The organism is Nocardia sp. 852002-20019_SCH5090214, from assembly GCF_001665865.1.
Classification (GTDB): domain Bacteria; phylum Actinomycetota; class Actinomycetes; order Mycobacteriales; family Mycobacteriaceae; genus Nocardia; species Nocardia nova.
Window position 1 is genome coordinate 17,764 of sequence record NZ_LZMK01000009.1, and the last position, 18,473, is coordinate 36,236.

14 protein-coding genes are annotated in these 18,473 nt (G+C 67.3%); 7 read left to right on the forward strand and 7 right to left on the reverse strand.

Translation table 11 applies throughout. The features are described from left to right. Positions 1–83 precede the first annotated feature (83 nt). Positions 84–3,038, reverse strand: a complete 2,955-nt coding sequence (gene uvrA / locus A5780_RS00815; protein WP_063013057.1) for an excinuclease ABC subunit UvrA — start codon at positions 3,036–3,038, stop codon at positions 84–86. A gap of 129 nt (positions 3,039–3,167) precedes the next feature. Further along, positions 3,168–4,310, reverse strand: coding sequence for a beta-ketoacyl synthase N-terminal-like domain-containing protein (locus A5780_RS00820; RefSeq protein ID WP_063013055.1), 1,143 nt, complete (start codon positions 4,308–4,310; stop codon positions 3,168–3,170). 306 nt (positions 4,311–4,616) lie between these two features. Here A5780_RS00820 and A5780_RS00825 point away from each other — a divergent pair, with 306 nt between their 5' ends. Together A5780_RS00825 and A5780_RS00830 are read left to right on the forward strand one after the other, a co-directional pair. After that, positions 4,617–5,957, forward strand: coding sequence for a diguanylate cyclase domain-containing protein (locus A5780_RS00825; RefSeq protein WP_308248195.1), 1,341 nt, complete (start codon positions 4,617–4,619; stop codon positions 5,955–5,957). 225 nt (positions 5,958–6,182) lie between these two features. Beyond that, positions 6,183–8,561 carry an ATP-binding domain-containing protein gene (locus A5780_RS00830; protein WP_064907481.1) on the forward strand — a complete coding sequence of 793 codons (2,379 nt, stop codon included), beginning with the start codon at positions 6,183–6,185 and terminating at the stop codon, positions 8,559–8,561. Between the two features lie 27 nt (positions 8,562–8,588). Here the strand turns inward: A5780_RS00830 and A5780_RS00835 are convergent, their stop codons facing one another. From A5780_RS00835 to A5780_RS00845, 3 genes are all read right to left on the reverse strand, one after another. Beyond that, on the reverse strand, positions 8,589–9,041 hold the full coding sequence (locus tag A5780_RS00835) for a universal stress protein (RefSeq protein WP_030514596.1): 453 nt from the start codon (positions 9,039–9,041) through the stop codon (positions 8,589–8,591). A 436-nt stretch (positions 9,042–9,477) separates the two neighbouring features. Continuing rightward, complete coding sequence (locus tag A5780_RS00840; protein ID WP_063013048.1) at positions 9,478–9,894, reverse strand: DoxX family protein; 417 nt, start codon at positions 9,892–9,894, stop codon at positions 9,478–9,480. A gap of 104 nt (positions 9,895–9,998) precedes the next feature. After that, a complete protein-coding gene (locus A5780_RS00845) occupies positions 9,999–10,838 on the reverse strand; it encodes a helix-turn-helix domain-containing protein (protein ID WP_231982774.1) in 840 nt (279 codons plus the stop codon). 142 nt (positions 10,839–10,980) lie between these two features. Here A5780_RS00845 and A5780_RS00850 point away from each other — a divergent pair, with 142 nt between their 5' ends. Beyond that, positions 10,981–11,451, forward strand: coding sequence for a VOC family protein (locus A5780_RS00850; protein ID WP_030514599.1), 471 nt, complete (start codon positions 10,981–10,983; stop codon positions 11,449–11,451). A 71-nt stretch (positions 11,452–11,522) separates the two neighbouring features. Here A5780_RS00850 and uvrB read toward each other — a convergent pair whose 3' ends face one another. Continuing rightward, positions 11,523–13,706 (reverse strand): excinuclease ABC subunit UvrB, encoded by a 2,184-nt coding sequence (gene uvrB, locus A5780_RS00855; protein ID WP_063013091.1) that lies wholly within the window; start codon positions 13,704–13,706, stop codon positions 11,523–11,525. Positions 13,707–14,571: 865 nt separating this feature from the next. Between uvrB and A5780_RS00860 the strand changes: the two genes are divergently transcribed. The 3 genes from A5780_RS00860 (at position 14,572) to A5780_RS00870 (ending at position 16,751) form a co-directional block, all read left to right on the forward strand. Next, a complete protein-coding gene (locus tag A5780_RS00860; protein ID WP_082856930.1) occupies positions 14,572–15,135 on the forward strand; it encodes a hypothetical protein in 564 nt (187 codons plus the stop codon). An 86-nt stretch (positions 15,136–15,221) separates the two neighbouring features. Further along, a complete protein-coding gene (locus tag A5780_RS00865) occupies positions 15,222–15,746 on the forward strand; it encodes a DUF402 domain-containing protein (RefSeq protein ID WP_063013043.1) in 525 nt (174 codons plus the stop codon). Positions 15,747–15,788: 42 nt separating this feature from the next. Continuing rightward, positions 15,789–16,751, forward strand: a complete 963-nt coding sequence (locus tag A5780_RS00870; RefSeq protein ID WP_064907482.1) for an aldo/keto reductase — start codon at positions 15,789–15,791, stop codon at positions 16,749–16,751. 23 nt (positions 16,752–16,774) lie between these two features. Here A5780_RS00870 and coaE read toward each other — a convergent pair whose 3' ends face one another. After that, entirely contained in the window at positions 16,775–17,971 is a 1,197-nt protein-coding gene (coaE, locus tag A5780_RS00875) for a dephospho-CoA kinase (RefSeq protein ID WP_064907490.1), read from the reverse strand. A 291-nt stretch (positions 17,972–18,262) separates the two neighbouring features. On the opposite strand from coaE, the gene A5780_RS39700 reads away from it, so the two are divergent. Further along, positions 18,263–18,469: a hypothetical protein gene (locus A5780_RS39700; RefSeq protein ID WP_146098606.1), complete on the forward strand. Its 207-nt coding sequence runs from the start codon at positions 18,263–18,265 to the stop codon at positions 18,467–18,469. Positions 18,470–18,473: the final 4 nt, after the last annotated feature.

Genomic DNA, 18,473 nt, shown 5'->3' on the forward strand with positions numbered 1-18,473 from the left:
CGCGGCCTACCGGGGCCGCTGACACCGATCGACATCGTTGAGAGACGGACCCGCCGGAAACCAGCGGGTCCGCCGCGCGCTGCTCAGCCGACGGCAGCCGTCTTGCGACGCCCGGCCGGCTTCGCAGCCGCCGACTTGGCGGCCGTCGCCTTCTTGGTCTTCGTCGCCTTCGCCGGTGCGGCGGGCTTGTCGAGGACCTCGCGCAGGAACTGGCCGGTGTAGCTGTCGGCAACGGCCGCAACGTCTTCCGGGGTGCCCTGTGCGATCACGGTGCCACCGCCGGAGCCGCCCTCGGGACCCATGTCGATCACCCAGTCGGAGGTCTTGATGACGTCGAGGTTGTGTTCGATGACGATGACGGTGTTGCCCTTGTCGACCAATCCGTTGATCACCGCGAGCAGTTTGCGAATGTCCTCGAAGTGCAGGCCGGTGGTCGGCTCGTCGAGGATGTAGACCGTGCGCCCGGTCGAGCGTTTCTGCAGTTCTGCGGCCAGCTTCACGCGCTGCGCCTCACCACCGGACAGCGTCGGGGCGCTCTGCCCCAGCCGCACATACCCCAGGCCGACATCGACCAGGGTCTTGAGGTATCGGTGGATCGAGGTGACCGGCTCGAAGAAGTCGGCCGCCTCCTCGATCGACATGTCGAGCACCTCGGCGATGGTCTTGCCCTTGTAGTGCACCTCGAGGGTTTCCCGGTTGTACCGGGCGCCGTGGCACACCTCGCAGGGCACGTACACATCCGGCAGGAAGTTCATCTCGATCTTCAATGTGCCGTCGCCGGAACAGGCCTCGCACCGGCCGCCCTTGACGTTGAAGGAGAACCGGCCCGGCTGATAGCCGCGCACCTTGGCCTCGGTGGTGGCTGCGAACAGGGTGCGGATCTTGTCGAAGACGCCGGTGTAGGTGGCCGGGTTCGAGCGCGGGGTGCGCCCGATCGGGGACTGGTCGACCTGCACCAGCTTGTCGAGGTGGTCGAGACCATTGATCCGGGTGTGCCGGCCGGGCACCTGCCGCGCACCGTTCAGCTTGTTCGCCAGCACGGTCGCCAGGATGTCGTTGACCAGCGTCGACTTGCCGGAACCGGAGACGCCCGTGACCGAGGTCAGCACGCCGAGCGGGAAGGCCACATCGATGCCGCGCAGATTGTGCTCGTTCGCGCCGACCACGGTGAGCTGCTTCTTCTTCGACACCGGCCGGCGTACCAGCGGCACCTCGATCACTTCGCGGCCCGAAAGATAGGCGCCGGTCAGCGAATTCGGATCCTCGAGCAGCCCCGGGTAGGGGCCGCTGTAGACGACCTGGCCGCCGTGCTCACCGGCCAGCGGGCCGATGTCGACCACCCAATCCGAGGAGTGGATGGTGTCCTCGTCGTGTTCGACCACGATCAGCGTATTGCCGAGATTCCGCAGCCGCGTGAGGGTTTCGATCAGGCGCCGGTTGTCGCGCTGATGCAGGCCGATGGACGGCTCGTCGAGCACGTACAGCACGCCGACCAGTCCCGAACCGATCTGGGTGGCCAGCCGGATGCGCTGCGCCTCACCGCCGGACAGCGTCGCCGCCGCCCGCGACAGCGTCAGATATTCCAAGCCCACGTCGAGCAGGAAGCCCAGCCGGGCCTGAATCTCCTTGAGTACCTGACCGGCGATCGCGGCCTCCCGCTCCCCCAGCTCGAGCGAGTTCAGGAAGCGCGAGCAGTCGCGGATCGAGAGATCGCACACCTCGGCGATGGAACGGCGTCCGGCTTCGGCGTTGAGGGTGACGGCCAGGATCTCCGGGCGCAGCCGCGCACCGCTACAGACCGGGCACGGCACATCGCGCATGTACCCGTCGTAGTGCTCCTTCATCTGCTCGGACTCGGTGCTCTCCAACCGCCGCTGCAGGAACGGCATCACGCCCTCGAAGTCGGCGTAGTAGGACCGCTTGCGGCCGTAGCGGTTGGTGTAGGACACGTGCACCTGATCGGAGCTGCCCTCGAGCACCGCCTTACGGGCCTTGAGCGGCAACGTATTCCACGGCGCGTCCATCGAGAAGCCGATCGCCTCGGACAGCCCGGACAGCAGCCGGTTGAAGTATTCGGCGGTCTGCCCGCGCGACCACGGGGCGATCGCGCCGTCGTTGAGGCTCAGTTCCGGGTCGGGCACCACCAGATCCGGATCGACCTCCTTGCGAATGCCGAGACCGGTGCAGTCCGGGCAGGCGCCGTACGGCGAGTTGAAGGAGAACGACCGCGGTTCCAGATCCTCGATATCCAGCGGATGACCGTTCGGGCAGGCCAGTTTCTCCGAGAACCGCCGCTCGCGGTCGTGGGCGTGTTCGTCGCGGTCGACGAAGTCCAGCACCACGATGCCGTCGGCCAGCCGCAGCGCCGTCTCGATCGAATCCGTCAGCCGCTGTTTGGAAGTCGGCTTGACGGCCAGCCGGTCGATCACGACCTCGATGTCGTGCTTCTCCTGCTTCTTCAGCTTCGGCGGCTCGGTGAGCGGATACACCACACCGTCGACCCGCACCCGGGAGTAGCCCTGGGTGTTCAGCTGGTCGAACAGGTCCACGAATTCGCCCTTGCGGGTCCGCACCACCGGGGCCAGCACCTGGAAGCGGGTGCCGGGCTCCATCTCCAGCACCTGATCCACGATCTGCTGCGGGGTCTGCTTGGCGATCAGCTCACCGCAGACCGGGCAGTGCGGGGTTCCGGCGCGGGCGTACAGCAGGCGCAGGTAGTCGTAGACCTCGGTGATGGTGCCGACGGTCGAGCGCGGATTGCGGTTGGTCGACTTCTGGTCGATCGACACCGCCGGGGAGAGTCCCTCGATGAAATCCACATCGGGCTTGTCCATCTGCCCCAGGAACTGGCGGGCGTACGCCGACAGCGATTCGACGTAGCGACGCTGGCCCTCGGCGAAGATGGTGTCGAAGGCGAGGCTGGATTTACCGGACCCGGACAGTCCGGTGAACACGATCAGGCTGTCGCGTGGCAGGTCGAGGTCCACTCCCTTCAGGTTGTGCTCCCGAGCTCCGCGCACGGTCAACAGATCCGCCACCGGCTGTCCCTTCTCGATCGAAATTCGGCATCCAGAATCTCCCCAGACGCCATGCTAAGCACACCCACCGACAAGTTCGGTGACACGACCGCGAGCGGCCCCGTTCCGCGACCCGAGCGGTCCCGGCGCTCACGCCGGGCCGAGCACCACCACGGAGTTGTGCCCGCCCATTCCGAGCGAGGTCTTCACCGTGAATCCGCCGTCGAACGGGGTGGGTCCGTCCAGCAGGCGAGGATGCGCCTCGGCCACGATGGGCGGCGCCACCACGACGCCGCGTTCGTACCCCAGCGCCGTCGCCGCGATCTCGACGCCGGCCGCCGCACCCATGCAATGTCCGGTCAGCGGCTTGATCGAATAGACCTGCGGGCGGTCGTCGAAGATCCGCGCCAGCACGGCCCGTTCGGCCACATCGCACTGCCGGGTCCCCGGTCCGTGGGCGTTGTAGTAGCTCACGTCCCCGGAGCGCACCCCGGCCCGGTCCAGGGCCTGGCGCGTACAGTCCAGTATCCGCTCCAGACCGGGGTCGACGGACACGACGTGATAAGCGTCATTGGTCATCGCCCCGCCCAGCATCGCGCAGTACGGCCGCTCCACCTGCCGGGAGACCACGAACGCCACCGACGCCTCACCGAAGCTGAATCCGCGGCTGCCCTCCTGGAACGGCCGGCACGCCTCCAGCGGATCGGCGTCGATCACGGCCGCGCCCATCTGCACGAAGTGGTGGACCATGTCGGGGCTCGCCGACAGGTCGGTGGTCACGCAGATCACGTCGTCGGCGAAACCCTGATCCAGCCACATCTGCGCGGTGATCAGCGCGACGTTGGCCGAACTGCAAGCCGCCGAGACGTTCATCGAGGGGCCGTGGAAGGCGAATTCCTGCATCAGCAGCGAGATCGGAGTCGACGGCAGCAGGCGCAGATAGTCGCGGGAGCGGCGGCGGCTGTCGTCGGCGAGGTAGAAGTCCTCCCAATCCCGGACGTCGCCGAGCACGATCGCGTGGATCACCCCGACGGTGCGGCCCGGCCGCCAGCCTCGTTCGGTCGCGTCGGCGATCGCCTCGCGCGCGGCCTCCTGAACCGCCCGGGCGTAGCGGCTCGGGCTCAGCGACTCGTCGCCGCCGTCGGGCACCAGGGCGATCCACGCGTATTCGTCGCGGTCGGCGCCGTAGCCGGGATAGAGCCCGGCGGCCGCCTTACCGGTGTGCAGACCGCGCCACAGCGTCTCCCTGCCCCAGCCGTAACCGCTGACGACGCCGATACCTGCGATCGGCATACGATCTTGATATTCTCGAGTTGACATCGGGGTTGTGTTCGGCATTCGCGCTCCTACACCCGGCCTGGGCAGCTGCCTCCGGCGTAACACCCGGTCCGGCCCCCCGACCGGACCGAACCCGAACCCGACAGCGTACCGTCCGCCGATACCGCGGGAACGGGCACCTGTCATGATCACTCACAGGCCCGATAAGAACCTGAACTGTGACCGAACCAATACCGTCCGCGCTGTGATCCGCGGTACGTCACCATCAGAATGATCCCGTGCGCCAATTGACCTGAACAGACCATGATCAGGGGGTTACATGTGGTTGAGGCAGGTGAGAACCGGCCCGAGGCCGTGATGGACGCCGAACTGCTCGCCCAGCGGTACCGCACCCTGGTCGAGCACAGTCCCGATGGCGTCGTCGTGCACGAGGACGGCATGGTCGTCTACGCCAATCCGGCGATCGTGCGGCTGCTGGCCGTCCCCGGAGTGGACGAGGTGGTCGGGCATCCGGTCACCCAGTTCGTGGCGCATCACGACGTGCCCGCGATGCTCGAGCGCATCGACCGGCTGCACCAGACCGGCGACGCGTCCGAGACAGCGGAAATGACCCTGATCCGCAGCGACGGCCAGGCGGTCGACGTCGAGACGGTCTCGGTGCTCACCGTCTGGCAGAACCGGCTGGCCTATCAGGTGGTGATCCACGACCTCACCGCTCAGCGCCGCGCCGAGGCCGCCCAGCGCCGGGCCGAACACCATTTCACGGCCGTGGTGTCGCAACTCGAGGAGGGTGTGGTCGTCATCGACCGCGAGGGCCGGATCGAATCGATCAACCCGGCAGCGCTGCGCATCTTCGGTCAGGAAGGCGACAATCTGGTCGGCCGCCGCATCGATTCGCTGCCGTTGGCGCTGCTCGACGCGAACGCCCAGCCGCTGGCCCCGAGCCATCACCCGGTGGCACGAACCCTCGCCACGGGAGAAACCATCTCCCGCTACGTGTTCGGCGTGGACCGCCCGGACGGGCAGCGGCGCTGGCTGTCGGGTTCGAGCCGGTTGCTCAACCCGGGCGCAGCCGACTCGCCGGCCGTCTCCTCGTTCAACGACGTCACCGAATTCCGTGCCAGCCGAAGGCAATTGGAATATCAGGCGACCCACGATCCGCTCACCGGGCTGGCCAACCGATCGCTGGTGCTCTCGCGGCTGGCGACCGCGCTGGGCGTCGACGAACAGTCGCCGGTATCGAACGTTTTGTTCATCGACCTCGACGGATTCAAGGCCATCAACGACACCCTGGGCCACGCGATCGGCGATACCGTGCTGCAGATCGTGGCCCAGCGACTGCAGCGCGGCCTGCGCACCGACGATGTGGTCGGCCGCATCGGCGGCGACGAATTCCTGGTACTGCTGTCCGGCCGCACCCAGCCGGACGACCTGGACGGCCTGATCGCCCGGTTGCGCCAGACCATGGCCGAGCCGATCATCGCCCGCGGCCACCGCATCCACATCGAGGCGTCGATCGGCGTCACCGCGCTGCGCCCGGGTGATCCGCGCACCCCCGAAGCGGTGCTGCACGACGCCGATCTGGCGATGTACCGTGCCAAACCGGCCACCTCCGAGAGCAACGCCCTGGGACGGCGGCCGAACAACACTCACGCCTCCTGAAAGATCCGCGATGATCCTCGAACACGCGCTGCTGCCCGTCCGGCCCGATCGCACGGCCAAGTTCGAGGCGACGTTCGACGACCCGGTAGTGCAACATTTCACTACCCAGGTCGCGACGCGTTCACCTGCGACTACGGCGAGTCCCGCGAACCCGAACTAGACTCGACGATTCCGTTCTCTTCGCGCGCGGCCCGCTCGGCCCCTGTGGTGACAAGGAGTTCCGTTTTGCCCGACCGCCTCACCGAGGATCGCCCCGCCACCGATCGCGCTGCCGAACTGGAGCGGGAGCAGAGCTATCTCACCCTGCTGTATCAGCGGCTCGACGGCATGCGGGAGTACGCGCAGCGCCGGTTGAAGACGGTGCTGCTCGAGACCGGCGGCACGCCGCAGGCCCGCAGCGAACGCGAATCGTTCACCCAGCTCTACTCCGAGGACCTCGCCAAATACGACGCCGCCGAGAACGGGCTCTGCTTCGGCCGGATCGATCTGGCCGCGAACGACACCGGCGACGACGGCGCCGAGGGCGAGTACCGCTACATCGGCCGCCTCGGCATCCTCGACGAGGACGACGACTACAACACCCTGCTGCTGGACTGGCGGGCCCCGCTGGCCCGCCCGTTCTACCTCGCCACCACCGCCGCCCCCGACGGCGTGACCCGGCGCCGCCACATCCGCTCACGCAACCGCAACGTGACCGGTATCAGCGACGAATATCTCGATCTGGAGATGGCACGGCGGGCCGGCGCGATCGACTCCGACGACGGCGGCGTCGGCAGTGAGAGCGCCCTGCTCACCGCGTTGAACGCGGCGCGCACCGGCCACATGACCGATATCGTCGAGACGATTCAGAGCGAGCAGGACGCCATCATCCGCTCCGAACACCGCAGCGTGCTGGTGGTCCAGGGCGGTCCGGGTACCGGGAAGACCGCGGTCGCGCTGCATCGTGCGGCGTATCTGCTCTACACCTACCGCCAGCAGCTCGACAAGGCCGGCGTACTGATCATCGGGCCCAATTCCACCTTCCTCGACTACATCGGCCAAGTGCTGCCGTCGCTGGGCGAGACCGGCGTGCTGCTGTCCACGATCGGCAATCTGTATCCGGGAGTCGAAGCGACACTGGAGGATTCGCTGCGCGCGGGCGAACTCAAGGGTTCGCTCGACATGATCGATGTGCTGAAGAAGGCGGTGCGCGACCGGCAGGAGGTACCACGCGACCCGGTCCGCCTCGACTTCGACGGGTACGAGCTGACGCTGGATCGCAAGATCGCCACCCGTGCGCGCGGCCGGGCGCGCTCCTCGCGCCGCCCGCACAACCTCGCCCGCCCGATCTTCGCCGCCTCGGTGGTCGACGCGCTGACCGACCAGCTGGCACAGATCATCGGCAAGGACCAGTTCGCCGACACCGTCGACGAGGCGGATGTCGCCGCGGGCCGGCGGCCGTCGAGTTCCGGGCGCAATCTGCTGAGCCAGGCCGACCTCACCGAGATTCGCGACGAGATGCGTGCCGACGCCGGCATTCAGCGCGCGATCGCGCAGTTGTGGCCGATCCTGACCCCGCAGCAGGTGCTCGCCGACCTGTGGGCCGAGCCGGAGCGGCTCGCGCACGCCGCGGACCGGCTCAGCGCCGAGGACCGCAAGGAGCTGTTCCGCGCGCTCGACGCGGCGAGTGGGCCCGCTTTCGCGGCGGCGGACGCGCCGCTGCTCGACGAGCTGGCGGAATTGCTGGGCATCGACGACGCGGAGGAGCGGGAACGCTCGCGGCGGCGGTGGCGCGCGCAGCTGGCCGAGGCGCAGGAGGCGCTCGACATCCTGACCGGTTCGGCGCCGCAGGATCTCGAAGACGACCTGGATCCGGAAATCCTCATGGCCTACGACCTGATCGATGCCGGACAGCTCGCCGAACGCCAGCATGTGCGCAACCGCCAGACGACCGCCGAGCGGGCTGCCGGCGATCGCAGCTGGACCTACGGACACGTGATCATCGACGAGGCTCAGGAACTGTCGGAGATGGCGTGGCGAATGGTGATGCGGCGCATTCCGAATCGCTGGGTGACGGTGGTCGGCGATGTCGCGCAGACCGGAGATCCGGCGGGCGCCTCGTCCTGGCAGCGCATGCTGGAACCCTATGTCGCACAGCGCTGGAAGCTCACCGAGCTGACGGTCAACTATCGCACGCCCGCCGAGATCATGGCGGTCGCTGCCGATGTGCTGGCCGCGATCGACCCGGAGGCGACCATTCCCCGCTCCGTCCGGGAATCCGGCTTTGCGCCGCGGGCCGTGCAGGTCGCGGCCGGCGGCTCGCTGGCCGCGGTCACCGAACTCGTCGACGGCGAGGCCGGCGAGCCGGGAATCACCGCCGTGCTCGCCCCACATGCGACGGTGAGCGAATTCGCCTCGCTGGCGGGCGAATCCGTGCAGGTGCTGACGGTGGCGGAGGTGAAGGGCCTGGAGTTCGACGCGGTCGTGCTGGTGGAGCCGCAGGCCATCCTGGACGAGTCGCCGCGCGGACTCAACGACCTCTACGTGGCGCTCACCCGTGCCACACAGCGATTATCGGTGGTCCACACCGGCACACTGCCCGAGGTCCTCGGCGCATTGCGCTGAGGCCCCGGGCGGCAGGTCGGGCGAACGTCAGCGCACGGTGTGCACGATCAGGACGTCGCTGCGCGACTTGCGCGCGACGTCGGAGGGCACCGAGCCGAGCAAGCGCCCCGTCAGGGTGTTGAGGCCGCGGTTACCGACGACCAGCAGATCGGCCTCCACCTCCTTGACCAGGTTCAGCAGCGACTCGACGGGTTCGCCCACGACGGCCCGCTCCACGATGTTGGTCGCACCGGCGGCGACGGCCTTGTCCCGCGCGACGCGCAGGATCTCGTTGGTGGGCGCCGAGCCGCGCACCTGGTAGGCCTCGTCCTTGAGGACATCGGCCGCAGCGGCCACATCGCGGTCGTCGGTCGGGTAGTACGCGCATGCGACGTACAGGGTGGCGCCCGCGTCGCCGGCCAGCGCGGCAGCCTTCTCGACAGCGACATACGACGAATCCGAGCCATCGGTACCGACGACAATGGACCGGTAGGCGGTCATCTTTCCTCCAAACATACAAGTGGGCGGATGCCTGCGCGCAATTCCGGAGCAGAAACCCGCGCGGGCAACTGCGCTAGACCATAACCGTTATCGCGCCGGAATCATCGACAATCGCAATACATCACATCGGTGCGCCTCGCGATCCCCACGCCACATTAGCCGGCCGGATGGCCGCACGAGCCGTCTCACCAGCGCGGATCCCGACCGCAGACCTATCTCGCTGCGATCGTTGTCGCAGTTGCGAACCCGCTTGTGGCCCTGGGATTTTCGTCACAGAAGGGGGTATTCCCCAATTGCGCCGACCTCGATTGCCCGGGTGCACAACGACACCCGGGCGCGATGGTGAGAACTCACAATTCCGGGCAGCGGGAACCGATTCGGGCGCTTACCGGATATGCGAGGTGATAAACGGAATGCCGAATGCGGCCGTTCGTGATCATCCGAGGTGGAATAGCGGTCCGGTGATTGTGGCGCCGAGATCGTCGACATGAGCGAAGAAGGCGAACAGCATGAGCGCCGCACCGGCCAATGCCAGATCCTTGTTGAAATGAATCATCTCCCCCTGTTTGGCCTGAGCATCGGATTCCTTCCAGAAGGGATGCATGAGGAATGCGGTCGGCAGCAGGAATACGAACAGCAGCAGTGAACCCAGATCGGCCCACACCCCGAGCAGCACGCTCGAGGCCCCGAGCAACAGCACCACCCCCGAGCCCAGCACCGCCTCCTTCGCCATCGGAACACCCTTGCTGCGGGCGTAACCGGTCATCGCATCGGCCTGCGTCAGATGCCCGATCGCCGAACTCGCGAACAATATGACGAACAGAATGCGCCCGATCAGCACCAGAACACTCATCGCCAACTCCTCTGTCGGCCGGCAGCACCGCCGCCGGGCTGGTAGTACAGCATTCAACTACTTATGTGTTCGGTTATTCCCGGAACCGGTTCGGCCGAAACGAATCAGCGATCCGGCGCCGAGTCCCGCGGTGAGGCGTGGTGCGACAGTAGCGATGCGCGCGCGTATTCCAGCGGCGCCATTCCGATCTCGTTCGCGAATTCGCGACTGAAATGGGCTTGATCGAAATAGCCGAGTTCCAGTGCCAGAGTGGCCAGATCGTCGGTGCGGCCCTGCGCCAGCAGTTGTGCGCCGTCCTGAAGCCGGTAGCGACGCAGCACCCACTTCGGGCCCGCTCCGACGTAGCGGCGGAACAGGCGTTGCAGGGTGCGGATCGGGATGTCGAAACGGGCGGTGACCTGGTCGACGCGGGTCAGGTCCGGATCGGCTTCCATCGCGGCGATGATGCGCAGCACCAGGAGATAGTTGTCGTCGGGCGTGCGGCGGCGCGCGGCGCGGGCGAAGTATGCGTCGACGATGTCGCGGCGGTCGCCGGCGCTGTCGGCCGCCAGCACGCGTTCGGTCAGGCCTGCAGCCTCCGGCAGCACCTCGGCCAGTTCGATCGCGGTATCGCGCAGGGCGCCCACATCGATTCCGGTGAAGGCGCCGAAGCCACCGGGACGGAACTTCGCGGCGAAGGTTTCACCCTCCCCCGCCAGTTCGCGGACGAATTTGCCGGTGGTCACGCCGTTGACGAACCCGCCGGTGCGGGTGACGGACCGCTCGAAGCTGACATTGACCGAGGGAAACGGCAGCACCTGCGCCTGGTAAGGCGGCCTGCCGCGCAGATCCCAGGAGACCGACCAATACCATTCGACGAATTCGGCGGTGCCCGGACCGGCCGGCAAGCGGATCAGCCGACGGTGTCGCTCCTGCTCGCGGGGATGCAGGATGCCCTTGGTCACTTCCGGTGGTGGTACCGGAACCGGTTGCAGTGCAGCGCCTTTCGCGCGCCCGTCACCGGCCGGCACGGACCGTCTCCCGCCGCGGACGAGATTGTCGCCTTCTTCCAAGATCTTCTCCGCGCAACGGCCGAGAGTTGTCCCTATGAGCAACGACGTCAATCCCATTCCCGAGGGTTATCACTCCATCAACTGTTTCCTGGCCGTACCCGACGGCAACAAGGCCATCGAGTTCTACTCCGCGGTCTTCGGCGCGAAGGTGCTCAGCCGCAACGACCTCCCCGACGGGCAACCGGCGCACGCCGAACTGGCGATCGGCGATTCCACCATCCAGATGGGTATGCCCATCCCCGATCACGGGGTGCGCGCACCCGAATCGGGCTGGGTACACACCAGCATCGTGCACTACTGCCCCGATGTCGACGCGGTCGTCGCCCGCGCCGCCGAACACGGCGCAGCCCGGGTCGAGGAGCCGCAGACGTTCGTCACCGGCGACCGCTACGGGCTGGTGATGGATCCGTTCGGACATCGCTGGGTGGTCATGACCCGGGTCGAGGACGTCTCGCGCGAGGAGGGCGAGCGCCGGGTCAACGAGTGGATGGCCACGCAGAGCTGAAGCGGGCCGCGCGGGCGCCCCGGCCCGGCCGGGGCACCGCCGTATCCGCGGGAAAGATGCTGTGCGGGAACTCATTTCAGCCCGGCAGCGTCCATACCCCGCAACTCCTTCTTCAGGTCGGCGATCTCGTCGCGCAATCGCCCGGCCAGCTCGAACTGCAACTCGCGGGCGGCGTTCATCATCTGATCGGTCAGCTGGGCCACCAGATCCGCCAGTTCCGCGCGCGGCATATTCGCGATGTCGCGGCCCTCGTACACGCCGGCGCTCACCGCGCGGCCGGGTTCGCCCTGGGCACGGCGTCCGCGGCTGGCATTGCGTCCGGATCCGCCGACCTCGACCTCGGTCTCGTCGGCCTCACGGTAGACCTGATCGAGGATGTCGGCGATCTTCTTGCGCAGCGGTTTCGGGTCGATACCGTTGGCTTCGTTGTAGGCGACCTGTTTGGCCCGCCGGCGTTCGGTCTCGTCGATGGCCTGGCGCATCGAATCGGTCACCTTGTCGGCGTACATGTGCACTTCGCCGGAGACGTTGCGCGCGGCGCGCCCGATCGTCTGGATGAGGCTGGTGGCACTGCGCAGGAAGCCTTCCTTGTCGGCGTCCAGAATCGCGACCAGCGACACCTCCGGCAGATCGAGGCCCTCACGCAGCAGGTTGATGCCGACCAGCACGTCGTACTCACCCAGCCGCAGCTGCCGCAGCAGTTCGACGCGGCGCAACGTGTCGATCTCCGAATGCAGGTAGCGCACCCGAACCCCCATGCCCAGCAGATAGTCGGTGAGGTCCTCGGCCATCTTCTTGGTCAGGGTGGTCACCAGTACGCGTTCGTCGCGTTCGGTGCGGGCGCGGATCTCGTGCACCAGATCGTCGATCTGGCCCTTGGTCGGCTTGACCACCACCTGCGGGTCGACCAGACCGGTCGGGCGAATCACCTGCTCGACGAATTCACCACCGGTACTGCCCAGCTCGTACGGGCCGGGCGTGGCCGACATGTACACGGTCTGGCCGATCCGGTCGGCGAACTCCTCCCAGGTGAGCGGGCGGTTGTCGACCGCCGAGGGCAGCCGGAAGCCGTATTCGACGAGGTTGCGCTTGCGCGACATATCGCCTTCGTACATGCCGCCGATCTGCGGGACGGTCACGTGCGACTCGTCGATGATCAGCAGGAAGTCCTCGGGGAAGTAGTCCAGCAGCGTCGCCGGCGCCGACCCCGCCGGGCGGCCGTCGATATGCCGCGAGTAGTTCTCGATACCGGAGCAGAACCCGACCTGCCGGATCATCTCCAGGTCGTATTGGGTGCGCATGCGCAGCCGCTGTGCCTCGAGCAGTTTGCCCTGCCGCTCCAGATCCGCCAGCCGCTGTTCGAGTTCGGTCTCGATATCGACGACCGCGCGCTCCATCCGGTCCGGCCCGGCCACGTAGTGGGTGGCCGGGAAGATGCGCAGGGTGTCGACCTGACGCACCACATCGCCGGTGAGCGGATGCAGGTAGTACAGCGCCTCGATTTCGTCGCCGAAGAATTCGATCCGGACCGCGAGCTCCTCGTAGGAGGGAATGATCTCGACGGTGTCGCCGCGCACCCGGAACGACCCGCGGGTGAAGGCCATGTCGTTGCGCGTGTACTGGACATCGACCAGCAGGCGCAGCAGCCGGTCGCGCTCGACCTCGGTACCGACCTCGAGCTGCACCGAGCGGTCCAGATAGGACTGCGGAGTACCCAGACCGTAGATACACGAGACCGAGGCGACCACCACGACATCGCGCCGCGAGAGCAGGCTCGAGGTCGCCGAATGGCGCAGCCGCTCCACGTCGTCGTTGATCGAGGAGTCCTTCTCGATGTAGGTATCGGTCTGCGCGATATAGGCCTCGGGTTGGTAGTAGTCGTAGTAGGAGACGAAGTACTCCACCGCGTTGTGCGGCAGCATCTCGCGCAGTTCGTTGGCCAGCTGGGCCGCCAGGGTCTTGTTCGGCGCCATGACCAGGGTCGGGCGCTGCACCCGCTCGATCAGCCAGGCCGCGGTGGCCGACTTGCCGGTGCCGGTGGCGCCGAGCAGCACCACGTCCTTCTCGCCGCCACGCAACCGCCGCTCCAGCTCGGCGATCGCTGCGGGCTGGTCACCGGCGGGCTGATGCTCGCTGACGACCTCGAACCGCCCGTCGGAGCGCTCGATCGCCCCGATCGGCCGGAATTCCGAATGCGCCAGCGGCTGCCCGCCGGGTGCGTCCGAATCCGCGGGGATCTCCGTTGCGAAAGCCATGGTCACCAGGGTAAGCCGCGGCACCGACAAGTTCCGGCGCCGTGACCGCGGGCACAGCCAGATACCCGGTGATCATTTTTCGGCCACGACTGTGTATCGGCGGCAGCGGCCTGCCGCCGCACGACCCTGACACCGCCTCGGCCGGTGCGGCCGCCCGGCGTGCGCAACGGCCACGCGGGGCAACCGCACGGCAAAACCGGCGGCCCTCCGGCCTTCGATGAGACGGCTGCCCCGTGTGACCCCGCCGGCGCGCCCGAACCCGCACATGCCCGGGACCGTCCACCGTGAGCCGGACCCTCCGGATCGAGCGTCGACACACCCGGCGGGCCCGCCGAGGCCGTCCCCTCCTCCGGAACATGCCGTATGCCAATCATTTCGGCCCGGCCCGCGCTACCGGTGGCGCAATTCTCCGCCGCCCCTTTCGGACATTCCGAACAATTCGAAATACGCCACCGCGTTTCGGCCACTGCGGGCCGAAAATATTATCCCGCAGAGTAATTCGACAATTCCCCCAACGCGCGGCCACACTCCCGCCCACCGGCGCCTCCGGAACCCCGCCGCCGACCATTGCGACAGGCCTGGCCGGAGGTTTGCCGGGGCTGCGGGAGCATTGCTCCGGCAACCGCGCGCGCAGCATTGGATCAACCGACCAGATGCCCGAAATGTCCGGTAGCGCAAGCCGCCTCGATGATCACGGCACGGCCGAATCAGCCGAATTCCGTGTCGTTTTCACCCCGCCGGAGGGGGTTGCCCGGGTGTACGCTGATCCGGTCGGAAGTCGAGAAGGGCAAGTGTTATGGCCGGTTTCCTCGCTGAACGTGTCACCCGGACTCTGCGCACTGCCGCGCCCAATGGAGTCAGCCCAATGCCGTCGAATCGCAACATTCCGGGCCGAAAAGCACCGATTCCGGTGCCACCATCGGGTACGGCACACAGACCGCACGTCGAATATTTCGATATCGCCGATCTCACCAGAACCGATTCCCGCGGTTTCGTCCATTCGGTCGACAGTTATCACGCCGAGCCGTGGGGGCTGTATCTGGTCCGGGCCGCCGATACCCCGCCCTACCGCTACACCGAGACCTGGCTGCTGCCCAGGCAGTCGATCCGCGTCACCATGCATCACATCAACGCGGCACACGATCGCGATCCGATCTATCACATCTATATCGGCAACTTCGCCAAGATCGAGCCGAAGCGCTGGCGGGCCGAGTACCACTACATCGACATCGTCGCCCGCAACGGCCACGTCTGCGAACTGCACGGGGTCGACGAACTGTTCGCCGCGCACGCGGCCGGCCACGTATCGGCCGAGACCGCTCAGCGCGCGTTCGAGCAGGCCACCGCGGTCGTCGACGGTATCGCCTCGCACGATCACAACTTCGAACGCTGGCTCACCACCCAGGGCATCGCCCTGCACTGGCTGTAACCGCGTCACCGCCCGCTCGCGTCGATGATCATCCGGATCGCGGCGCGAGCGGGCGTTTTGCGGGCCCGCGGCGGTAGATTCGGGGCATGACGCAGGGGCATGTGGTCGATCTGCATCGGCCGAAGATCGAATACTTCGACCTCGCCGGGTCCACCAACACCGATCCGAAGGGCTTCGTGCGGCCGGTGGAGACGTATCGGACCGAACCGTGGGGGCTCTACATGGCCCGCACCGCCGATCATCCGGAATTCCACTACCTCGAATCCTGGCTGCTGCCGGAGCTGTCGCTGCGCGCCACCATCTTCCACTTCCGCCCCACCCACCGGCGCGACCAGGACTTCTACCTCGATATCGGCGATTTCGAGGCGGCGGGACCGCAGATGTGGAAGTCGGTCGACCACTACCTCGACATCGTGGTCCGCACCGGTCGCGAGGCGATTCTGCTCGACGTCGACGAGCTCCTGGCCGCTCACGCCGCCGGATATCTGAGCGCGTCGCAGGCGCAGCAGGCGATCGAGGCCGCCACCCGGGCGATCGACGGAATCGCCTCGCACGGTTACGATTTCGAGTCCTGGCTGCGCTCGCGAGGTATCGAGATCGGCTGGCGGTAACGGGCCGGGCCGAGCTACGCAACCTCGAGAACAAGGAGAGCCATGGGTGAGTCGGCTTCGCTGCGCCGGGTCGGGAACTCGGGGCTCGCGGTGTCGGTCGTCGGACTGGGCACCAACAATTTCGGGATGAAGCTCGATCTCGAGCAGAGCAGGGCGGTGCTGCACGCCGCGCTCGACCACGGCATCAACCTGATCGATACCGCCGACTCCTACGGGGAATCGGAGCGGCGAATCGGCGAGATCCTGCAGGGCACACGCGACGATGTCGTCATCGCGACCAAGTTCGGCAGCGACGTGCGCCGCCTCGGCGGGGACAACGGCGAGGACTGGGGCGCGCGTGGCTCACGCCGCTATATTCGCCGGGCGGTCGAGCAGTCACTACGCCGGCTGCGCACGGACTGGATCGATCTCTATCAACTCCATCGCCCCGATCCGGCGACACCGATCGAGGAGACGCTGTCGGCGCTGGACGATCTCGTCCACGAGGGCAAGATCCGATACCTGGGTCATTCCAACTTCACCGGCTGGCAGACCGCGGACGCCGAGTGGACCGCACGCACGCGCCGTCTCGAGCGATTCATCAGCGCGCAGAACGAGTACAGCCTGCTGCGGCGTGGGATCGAGGCCGATCTGGTGCCGGCGCTCGAGCACTACGGGATCGGACTGCTCCCCTACTTCCCCTTGGCGAGCGGTCTGCTCACCGGGAAGTACAAGCGCGGCGTGCCCGCGCCCGAAGGCAGCAGGATCCAGGCGTGGGGCCGGGAATCCGCACTCACGGACGCGGCTTTCGACATCGTGGAACAGCTGGAGGACTTCGCGGCGCAGCGTTCGATCACCGTGCTCGACGTCGCCATCGGCGGTCTCGCCGCGCAACCCGCGGTGAGTTCGGTGATCGCCGGCGCCACCTCGCCCGAACAGGTCGAGGCCAATGTCCGGGCCGGGCGGTGGCAGCCCACCGCCGAGGACCTCGCGGAGATCGACCGGATCACCTCCGTATCGCACTGACCGCGGTACCGGTGGTGCCTGTATCAGGCGCGAGGAACTCGCTCGTAGATCTTGTCGAACCAGGGTTCCTTCACCGACAGGTAGGCCTCGACGGCCTCGTCGCCCACCTTGCCCGCCGCCTCTGCCTCCCCGCGGCGCTTGATCTCCGAATACTCGGTACGGGCGTCGGCGTCGGCGCGCAGCCAGTCGCGGAAGTCCAACGCGAAGCGCTGCCCCGGCGAACCGTCCACGCGCACATGGATATTGGCGAGCCGCCCGGGGTCGGCATTGCCGTGCAGACGTTTCGCCCACAGTTCGGCATCGGTGCCCGCGGGATCCTGCGGCGTCGGTTTGGGGTTGTCGCCGGTGACCGAGTCGACCAGGGGAAAACCGGCGAGTGCCAATCGGTCTCGCAGTGCGTCGGCCGTCGCGAGGTCGGCGACCGTGATCTGGATGTCGATCACATCCTTGGCCGCCAGCCCCGGCACGGCGGTGGAACCGATGTGATCGATGCGGCGCGCATCGCCACCGCAGGCCAGCCACAGCCGGCCGATCAACCGCTGCGCCTGCGCCGGCCACTGCGGATCCGGCTCGACCAGCCGCACCGCCCCGGTCGAGCGCGCCGGGGTCCGGGTGCGCGCATTGTGTTCGAACGGCACCAGGCGCTGCTCCCACAGCGCCCGCACCTGCGGCGCCAGCGCCTCGGCGTCGGAGTTGTTGTCCAGCAGGACATCCGCGGCCGCCCGCCGCTGGTCGTCGCTGGCCTGTGCCTTGATCCGCGCCAGCGCGTCCGCGCGGCTCACGCCGCGGAACTGCTCGAGCCGGTGCACGCGCGTCTGTTCGTCGGCCATCACCACCACGACGAGATTCATCATCGCGCCGAGATTGTTCTCGACCAGGAGCGGAACGTCCTGCACCACAATCGCGTCCGCCGGCGCGGCGGCGATCAGCTCGGTCGTGCGCCGGCCGACCAGCGGATGGGTGATCGAGTTCAGCGTCGTGCGCGACTGCTCGTCGGCGAAGGCGACCGCCGCGAGCGCGGGGCGGTTCAAACTGCCGTCCTCGGCCAGGATTTCCGGGCCGAACGCCGCGACGAGCGCGGCGAGGCCCTCGGTGCCGGGTTCGACGACCTCGCGGGCGATGGCGTCGCTGTCGACCAGAACAGCCCCGTATTCCACCAGCAGCCGCGAGGTCGTCGACTTACCCGCTCCCATGCCTCCGGTGAGACCGATACGCAACATTTCCCCAGTCTCGCATCCCACCACCGCGGTCCGCGCCCGCACCCCGGCCGCGGGGCGATAGGGCTGATTACCCACCGCGTGAATACTTTTCACCTCGACCACGCGGTATTACCCATTCCGTGACGCCGGTGATATCAATTCGCAACTTTTTCCGCCCGATACCGACCTGGGGTCGGCAACTTTCCGACACGCCGGGCTCGAAGTCACGCAAAATCCGCAACCCCACACTTTTGTTCCGCTACTGTTTCGCCGCGGGCGATCCAGGCCATCCGAGCTAGCGAAGGAAGATCATTGGGCACCACAAACATCCAGTCGGGTCGCCACCGGCTGGGTATGGCAGGCACCGTGCACTGCATTCGGATTCCCGCCGTTGCGGCAGCACTGGCCGAACATCGCCGTTCGTGGTTGACCGCCCTGCTCAGCCCGGCGCGGCACAGCTTCGCGGCCATGCGCAGCCGGGGCGGGGTCACCCGCTGGATTCCCGCCACGGCGAGCTGACCAG